Origin of the sequence: Saccharothrix sp. NPDC042600, from assembly GCF_040647305.1 — a bacterium.
In the GTDB taxonomy this organism is placed as follows: Bacteria; Actinomycetota; Actinomycetes; order Mycobacteriales; family Pseudonocardiaceae; genus Actinosynnema; species Actinosynnema mutabilis.
Map to the genome: position 1 here is coordinate 1 of NZ_JBEZBW010000186.1, position 7,576 is coordinate 7,576.

9 protein-coding genes are annotated in these 7,576 nt (G+C 71.8%); 6 read left to right on the forward strand and 3 right to left on the reverse strand.

Features of this window, described 5'->3' with window-relative positions; genetic code table 11:
* Positions 1 to 73: 73 nt before the first annotated feature.
* A complete protein-coding gene (locus AB0A74_RS42030) occupies positions 74 to 640 on the reverse strand; it encodes a helix-turn-helix domain-containing protein (protein WP_358258745.1) in 567 nt (188 codons plus the stop codon).
* A gap of 137 nt (positions 641 to 777) precedes the next feature.
* On the opposite strand from AB0A74_RS42030, the gene AB0A74_RS42035 reads away from it, so the two are divergent.
* A complete protein-coding gene (locus AB0A74_RS42035) occupies positions 778 to 1,347 on the forward strand; it encodes a DUF2867 domain-containing protein (RefSeq protein ID WP_358258747.1) in 570 nt (189 codons plus the stop codon).
* On the forward strand, positions 1,347 to 1,631 hold the full coding sequence (locus AB0A74_RS42040) for an antibiotic biosynthesis monooxygenase family protein (protein ID WP_358258749.1): 285 nt from the start codon (positions 1,347 to 1,349) through the stop codon (positions 1,629 to 1,631). The genes AB0A74_RS42035 and AB0A74_RS42040 overlap by 1 nt, the downstream gene beginning before the upstream one ends.
* A gap of 68 nt (positions 1,632 to 1,699) precedes the next feature.
* Here AB0A74_RS42040 and AB0A74_RS42045 read toward each other — a convergent pair whose 3' ends face one another.
* Entirely contained in the window at positions 1,700 to 2,455 is a 756-nt protein-coding gene (locus tag AB0A74_RS42045) for a class I SAM-dependent methyltransferase (protein WP_358258751.1), read from the reverse strand.
* A 52-nt stretch (positions 2,456 to 2,507) separates the two neighbouring features.
* A complete protein-coding gene (gene argG / locus AB0A74_RS42050; protein ID WP_358258753.1) occupies positions 2,508 to 3,953 on the reverse strand; it encodes an argininosuccinate synthase in 1,446 nt (481 codons plus the stop codon).
* 245 nt (positions 3,954 to 4,198) lie between these two features.
* Here argG and AB0A74_RS42055 point away from each other — a divergent pair, with 245 nt between their 5' ends.
* From AB0A74_RS42055 to lexA, 4 genes are all read left to right on the forward strand, one after another.
* Entirely contained in the window at positions 4,199 to 4,648 is a 450-nt protein-coding gene (locus AB0A74_RS42055) for a MarR family transcriptional regulator (protein ID WP_358258755.1), read from the forward strand.
* Positions 4,649 to 4,724: 76 nt separating this feature from the next.
* A complete protein-coding gene (locus AB0A74_RS42060) occupies positions 4,725 to 5,795 on the forward strand; it encodes an FAD-dependent oxidoreductase (protein WP_358258757.1) in 1,071 nt (356 codons plus the stop codon).
* An 11-nt stretch (positions 5,796 to 5,806) separates the two neighbouring features.
* Positions 5,807 to 6,757 carry an LLM class flavin-dependent oxidoreductase gene (locus AB0A74_RS42065; protein WP_358258759.1) on the forward strand — a complete coding sequence of 317 codons (951 nt, stop codon included), beginning with the start codon at positions 5,807 to 5,809 and terminating at the stop codon, positions 6,755 to 6,757.
* A gap of 26 nt (positions 6,758 to 6,783) precedes the next feature.
* Positions 6,784 to 7,437 (forward strand): transcriptional repressor LexA, encoded by a 654-nt coding sequence (lexA, locus tag AB0A74_RS42070; RefSeq protein ID WP_358258761.1) that lies wholly within the window; start codon positions 6,784 to 6,786, stop codon positions 7,435 to 7,437.
* Positions 7,438 to 7,576 lie beyond the last annotated feature (139 nt).

Genomic DNA, 7,576 nt, shown 5'->3' on the forward strand with positions numbered 1-7,576 from the left:
GGCGCGGTGGTTCGGGCGCGGCGGCTCGGGCGCGGCGGCTCGGGCGCGGCGGCCCCAGCCGCCACTCCCGACCTCAGCCCTCCGACACCGCGCCCGCCATCAGGAAGCGCACGGCGGCCAACGCCGCCGTCATGTCCACCTTGTCCGGGGCCACCAGCCACTGCAGGTGGATGCCGATGCCCGCGCCGATCAACGCCGCAGCCAGCGCGTCGACCGGCAGCCCCTCGGGCAGCGGGAAGCGGGCGAGCCAGCGGCGGCACTGCTCGCGCAGCACCTCGTGGATCGCCGCGTACCGGTCGTGGATCGGTGAGCCGGGTTCGAGCGCCTCCACCAGCAACGTCACGAACAGCTTGGTGGTGGGCTGCGTGAACAGGCCCTCCAGGCCGACGGTGAGCACGTCGAGGTCGGCCTCCTCCGGCAACCCGGCGCGCACCCGCTCCACCGACCGCTCCAGGACCGCGAGCAGCAACCCCTCCTTGCTGCCGAAGTGCCACGGGATCGACCCGCGACTGATCCCCGACCGCTCCGCCACGTCGGCGAACGTCGTCTGCCGGTACCCCTTCTCCGCGAACAACGCCGCCGCCGCGCCCAGGATCAACTCCCGGCTCTCCCCGCTGGTCTGCTCCCGCCGTGTTGTCACGCCACCTCCTCCTGTGCTAGCCATAATAGCCTATGCTGACCAACACAGGCGATCATCTTGCGAACCCACGCCTCCGCTGACGGCGAACCGGACCGGTTGGCGTTGTTCGGGTCCGAACGGGACAGGAGGGCGTGGTCGTGAAGCTTCCCGACAGCGCGCACACGGATCTGCCGTGGCGCATCCACGAGGTGGCACCGGACTTCCGGGTCGAGGACGTGTGGGCGCTGCCCACGCCGGGCGGTCCCGACGACTTCCCGCGCCTGGTGCGCAACATGACCACCGGCGAGGGCCGGTTCTCGGGCGCGTCCCGACTGTTGTTCGCCCTGCGGTGGAAGCTGGGCGCCCTGCTGGGCTGGGACGCGGAGAAGCAGGGCCTCGGCGCGCGGGTCCGCTCGCTGCGCCACCGGCTGCCGGCCGACCTGCGCGAGACGCCCCGACCGGGGTTCCGGGCGGTGCCGCTGACGACGGTGTACCTGACCGGCGACGAGTGGGCCGCCGAGCTGGCCAACCGGACCGTGCACACCGTGATGCACATCGGCTGGGTCCGGGACGGGTCCGGCCACCGCGCGCAGATGGCCGTGCTGGTCAAGCCCAACGGGTGGTTCGGCCGGGCCTACATGGCCGCGATCCGGCCGTTGCGCCACCACGTCGTGGACCCCGCGCTGATCCGCATGATCGGGCGCGGCTGGCAGCAGAGGAGCACGTGATGCAGTACGGGATGGTCGCGTTCCACTACCCGCACCCCGCCCACCGCGAGGACTTCCTGGCCCGCGTCCGGCAGGTCGCCGACGTGTTCCGGGCGGTGCCGGGGTGCCTGTCGGCCGAGGGCTGGTTCGCGCCGGACAGCGGCGCGGTGGTGTCGGTCGTGCGGTGGGAGTCGGAGGAGGCGTTCCAGGCGGGGTTCGCGGCCGTGCAGTCGGCGGACGTGGACGTGGCGTTCGACGAGCGGGAGACCAAGCCGCGCGAGATCCACCGCCTGGTGCCGGCCTGATCCGGTGCGATGGGCCGATCAGGGTCCGGGCTGACCAGGTGCGATGGGCTGATCAGGGGTCGCGTTGATCAAGTGCGGCGGGCGGCGGCCAGTTCGGTCATGAACCGCTTGGTGATCCGGCCGCCGCGCCGGTCGATCAACGCCGTGATGCACGCGAACAGGCCCGCGCGGCGGTCCGGCGACAGGGCGCGGTGCCCGGAGTAGGTCATGAGCAGGTCCAGGTACTCGGGCGCGGTGTAGGCCAGTTCCCACTCGTACCGGTGGAACTCGACCGGCCCGAACCGCCCCGCAAACTCGCTGTCGTCGCGCGGGACGTCGTCGGCGGCGGTCATCCGCAGGCCCGGCGGGGTGCCGGGGTCGAACCGCTCGTAGCAAGCCTGGATCTCGGCGGTGAAGCCCTCGTCCCAGCTGCCGCCGGCCACGTGGTGGGTGGAGACGATCGCCAGCGTGCCGCCGGGTCGCAGGGCGGCGGCGGCCTTGGCGGCGCGGGTGGCGGGGTCGAGCCAGTGGAACGCCGTGGCGGCCAGGACCAGGTCGAACGGCTCGGCCGGCAGCGGCCAGGTCTCGAACTCCGCCACCACCACCTCGACGGCGGGGAACGGGGCCAGGTTGCGCCGCGCCACCGCCGCCATCGCGGGGCTCAGCTCGACCGCGACGACCGAGTGGCCGCGGCGGGCGAGGGGCGCGGTCGCTTTGCCGGTGCCGCAGCCGATCTCCAGCACGCGGGGACCGGTGAGGTGGTCGAACAGCGCGTCCGGGTAGCCGGGCCGGTGGCGGTCGTAGTGGTCCGCGTCCTCGCCGAAGATCGCGCGCAGGTCCGTCACCCGGACGAGCCTAGGCGTGCACCGCCCCGCGTGGGGCGGTGCACGCACCCGGTCAGTCGTTGCCGGCTTCGAGGGCCGCGTGGTCGAGCAGCTCGTCGTCCACGACCTTGCCGCGCGACGCGATCGCCTCCGCGCCGCCCTCCGGCATCGCGCCGATGAGCTTGGTCGGCTCCACCCGCGCGGCGCTGATCAGCGACGAGTGCCGGCTGCCGACCATGCCCAGGCCCGCGTACTGCTCCAGCTTGGCGCGCGAGTCGGCGATGTCGAGGTTGCGCATGGTCAGCTGGCCGATGCGGTCCACCGGGCCGAACGCCGAGTCCTCGGTGCGCTCCATGGACAGCTTGTCCGGGTGGTAGCTGAACGCGGGGCCGGTGGTGTCCAGGATCGAGTAGTCCTCGCCGCGGCGCAGGCGCAGCGTGACCTCGCCGGTGATCGCCATGCCGACCCAGCGCTGGATGGACTCGCGGATCATCAGCGCCTGCGGGTCCAGCCAGCGGCCCTCGTAGAGCAGGCGGCCCAGCTTGCGGCCCTCGTTGTGGTAGGCGGCGAGGGTGTCCTCGTTGTGGATGGCGTTGACCAGGCGCTCGTAGGCGGCGTGCAGCAGCGCCATGCCGGGAGCCTCGTAGATGCCGCGGCTCTTGGCCTCGATGACCCGGTTCTCGATCTGGTCGGACATGCCCAGGCCGTGCCGGCCGCCGATCGCGTTGGCCTCCAGCACCAGGTCCACGGCGGAGCCGAACTCCTTGCCGTCGATGGTGACCGGCCGGCCCTGCTCGAACCCGATGGTGACGTCCTCGGCCTCGATCTCCACCGACGGGTCCCAGAACTTCACGCCCATGATCGGCTCGACGATCTCGATGCCGGCGTTGAGGTGCTCCAGGGACTTCGCCTCGTGCGTGGCGCCCCAGATGTTGGCGTCGGTCGAGTACGCCTTCTCGGTGCTCGCGCGGTAGGGCAGGTCACGCGCCAGCAGCCACTCGGACATCTCCTTGCGGCCACCGAGCTCGTTGACGAAGTCGGCGTCCAGCCACGGCTTGTAGATCCGCAGCGACGGGTTGGCGAGCAGGCCGTAGCGGTAGAACCGCTCGATGTCGTTGCCCTTGTAGGTCGAGCCGTCGCCCCAGATCTGGACGTCGTCGTCGAGCATCGCGCGCACCAGCATCGTGCCGGTGACCGCGCGGCCCAGCGGGGTGGTGTTGAAGTACGCCCGACCACCGGACCGGATGTGGAACGCGCCGCAGGCCAGCGCCGCGAGCCCCTCCTCCACCAGGGCCGCCCGGCAGTCGACCAGGCGGGCCAGCTCCGCGCCGTAGGTGGCGGCGCGGCCGGGCACCGAGGCGATGTCCGGCTCGTCGTACTGGCCGATGTCTGCGGTGTACGTGCACGGCACCGCACCCTTCTCACGCATCCACGCGACCGCCACCGAAGTGTCGAGGCCGCCGGAGAAGGCGATGCCGACGCGTTCGCCGGCGGGGAGGGAAGTGAGCACCTTGGACACGACTCGAATTATGCACGACGACGTATGGTCATGCATAGCCGGTCGGGCGATGAGTCCGGCATCACTCCGGCGACCCGAAGCGGACGACTCGGCCGGACGGAGTTGCGGCGCGCGGGTGCGGTGGTGCGCGGTGTGCGGCGGCGGGCGGTGGGTGCGACGGCGGGCGGTGTGCGGTGGCGGATGGTGGGTGCGGTGGCGGACGGCTGAGGAAGTTCGTGGCGCGAACCGACTGTTAGGCTGCGGAAATGGGCAATCAGGGTGATGGCCGGATCGGGGTCGTGGCGGCGTTGGTGCGGTCGGCGTTCCTGGTGAACGCCGTCTACGCGGAATCGAGCCGGGAATTCGGCATCACGTCCCAACAGGGCCAACTGCTGTGCGTCCTCATGGCGCAGCCGTACGGCATGGGCGAACTCGGCGCGGTCCTGCGGCTGGCCAAGTCCAGCGTCACCGGACTGGTCGACCGCACCGAGCGCAACGGCCTGGTCCGCCGCGACCACGACCCCCAGGACACCAGGGCGATCCAGGTCAGCCTCACCGACGAGGGCCGCAAGCTCGCCGAGGAGTTCTACGCCGAGACCTGCCGCCGCATCGACCTCCTCCCCGCGAGCCTCGACCCCGCCGAGCGCGACGCCCTCGCCGACCTGCTCGGCCGCGTCGTCACGGCCAACGAGGTGCCGGTGGTCTTCATGACGTGAACCACAGCGATTTGTAGTTCGTGCCACGAACCATTATGGTTCGTGGCACGAACTACTACTGGGGAGCGTGTTGGACATGAGCACTGTGGTCGTCATCGGCGGTGGTTACGGGGGTTCCGCCGTCGCCAAGGCGCTGGACGCCGAAGCGGACGTCGTCCTGGTCGAACCGCGCGACGCGTTCGTGAACGCCGCCGGCTCGCTGCGGGCCCTGACCCGGCCGGACTGGGCCGGCAACCTGTTCTTCCCCTACGACGGCCTGCTGGCCAACGGCCGCGTCGTCCGCGACCGCGCCGCGTCGGTGGACCCGCACGGCGTCACCCTCGCCTCCGGCGCGCGGATCGACGCCGACCACATCGTCCTGGCCACCGGGTCCAGCTACAGCTACCCCGGCAAGCCCGCCGCCGACTCCACCGCCGACGCCCTGGACCACCTGCGCCGGACCCACAAGGAACTGGCCGACGCGGGGCACGTCCTGATCGCCGGCGCCGGACCGGTCGGCCTGGAACTGGCGGGCGAGATCAAGGACGTCTGGCCGGACAAGCGGGTCACCGTGGTCGATCCGGGCACCGAACTGCTGCCCGGTTTCCTGCCCGAGGTCCGCGCGGACCTCCACCGGGCCCTGGACGCGCTGGGCGTCGAACTGCGCCTGGGCACGGCGGTGACCCCGCCGGTCGAACCCGGCCGCCTGGGCACGTTCACCGCCGACGGCCTCACCGCGGACATCTGGTTCCGCGCGCACGGGGTCAGGGTCAACAGCGACTACCTCGCCGACGGCCGCCTCACCACCCCCGGCCCGCGCGGCACGGTCCCGGTCACCGGCACGCTGAACGTCGTCGGCTACGACCACGTCTACGCGCTGGGCGACATCACCGACCTGCCCGAGGCCAAGATGGCCGGGTACGCGATGCAGCACGCGGAGGTCGTCGCGGCCAACATCAGCGCCCGCCTGCGCGGCGAGGACCCGACCGCGACCTACGACCCCGCGCCGCACCCGATGATCCTGCTGCCCCTGGGCCCGCGCGGCGGCGTCGGCCAGTTCCCGTCGCCGGAGGGGCCGTTCGCCGTCCCGGTCGAGACGGTCGTGGAGTACAAGGGCGCGGACCTGTTCACCAGCCGTTTCGCCGCGCAGTTCGGCATCGAGCGTTGAGGGGCACCGCTATGTCGACGAGCAGCACCATGCTGACGAACACCGTGTCGCTGCCTGAGGTCGTGTTCGGGTTCGGCGCGCACAGCGTCGTGGACGAGGGCCCGGAGCTGCTGCGGATGGCGCAGCGGGCGGACCGCGAGGGGCTGGACGTCTTCTCGCTGTCGGACCACCCGTACATCGGCGACCGCCTCGACGCGTACGCCACGATCGGGTTCGTCCTGGGCCAGACGCAGCGCCTGGCCGGGTTCGCCAACGTCACCAACCTCCCGACCCGACCCGCGCCGATGCTCGCCCGAGCCGTGACGACGCTGTCCGCGCTGTCCGGCGGTCGGGTCGTGCTGGGCATGGGCGCGGGAGGGCTGTGGGACCGCATCGCCGACATGGGCGTGGAGCGATTGTCGGCGGGCGACGCGGTGGACGCGTTCGAGGAGGCGATCGTCCTGGTGCGCAAGCTCTCGGGCGGTGGACCGGCGGTCACCCACGAAGGTGATCACTATCGAGTGAACAACATCGAGCCGGCACCTGCTCCGGCCTCACCCGTGTGGACCGGCTCGGTGGGCCCGAAGTCCCTGGCCGCCACGGGCCGGGTCGCGGACGGCTGGCTCCCCGGTCACGCGGCGGACTGGCTCAGCGAGCGCTACCGCACGTCCCGTCCGGTGGTGGACGAGGCGGCGGCCTCGGTCGGGCGGGATCCCCGGGAGGTGCGGACGATCTACAACTTCCCGGGCCGGATCACGGCATCGCCGCTGGCTGCGACGCGGGGTGGGGACGGGCGGTGGATCGGCGGCTCGGTGCAGCAGTGGGTCGAGGAGTTGACGGGAGCGGTCCTGGAGCACGGCGCGTCCGGGTTCATCCTGTTCTCGCCGCGGGGTGGGACTCCGGATGCGGACACGTTGGCGCGGTGGGCTGGTGAGGTGGTGCCGGCGGTGCGGGAGGCGGTCGCCGGGGAGCGGCGGGGGTGATCGGCGGGAAGGCGAAACCGCATAAGATTCGCCGGGTGACGCCCTTCGACGAGTTCGACGCCTCCGCCCTGCCCGAGCGCCAGCAGCGGATCCTGGTGGCCATCCGGGACTGGGTCAGCGCCCACGGCTACTCACCGAGCACCCGGCAGATCGGCGACGCTGTGGGGCTCCGGTCGTCCTCGTCGGTGTCCAAGCACCTGGCGGCGTTGGAGGACAAGGGTTTCCTGCGCCGGAGCGACACCATGACCAGGCCCATCGACGTCCGGATGTTCCTGGCGGACACGGGTGCGCCGACGGCCGGCAGCGACTCGGTCCCCGTGCCGGTGGTGGGTGACATCGCCGCCGGCGTCCCGATCGCGGCGGAAGAGCACGTGGACGACGTGCTGAAGCTGCCCCGCGAACTGACCGGCCGGGGCACGGTGTTCGCCCTGCGGGTGCGCGGGGACTCCATGGTGGACGCGGCCATCTGCGACGGCGACATCGTGGTGGTGAAGCAGCAGCCGGAGGCGCACTCGGGGCAGATCGTGGCGGCGATGATCGACGGCGAGGCCACGGTGAAGGTGTTCCGGCGGCGGGGCGGGCATGTGGTGCTGGAGGCTCGGAACCCCGCTTACCAGGACATCGATGGGGATGGGGCTTCCATCCTCGGGGTCGTTGTTTCGGTGCTGCGCAGCGTTTGACGCGTGCGCTTCGCGCTCTCAAGATCTAGGGCGAAGGGCGAAGGGCGAAGAGCGAAAAGCGGCGCTCGCCGCGCGGCAGGCCCCCGGGGGGTGGAAGGGCGTCGGTTCGTTCCCCGTACGGCCTGCCGGAGGCAACCAC

Coding starts and splice junctions, on each gene's coding strand:
- AB0A74_RS42040 (WP_358258749.1), top strand. CDS start 1,347: ATGCAGTACGGGATGGTCGCGTTCCACTACCCGCACCCCGCCCACCGC.
- AB0A74_RS42055 (WP_358258755.1), top strand. CDS start 4,199: ATGGGCAATCAGGGTGATGGCCGGATCGGGGTCGTGGCGGCGTTGGTG.
- AB0A74_RS42060 (WP_358258757.1), top strand. CDS start 4,725: ATGAGCACTGTGGTCGTCATCGGCGGTGGTTACGGGGGTTCCGCCGTC.
- AB0A74_RS42065 (WP_358258759.1), top strand. CDS start 5,807: ATGTCGACGAGCAGCACCATGCTGACGAACACCGTGTCGCTGCCTGAG.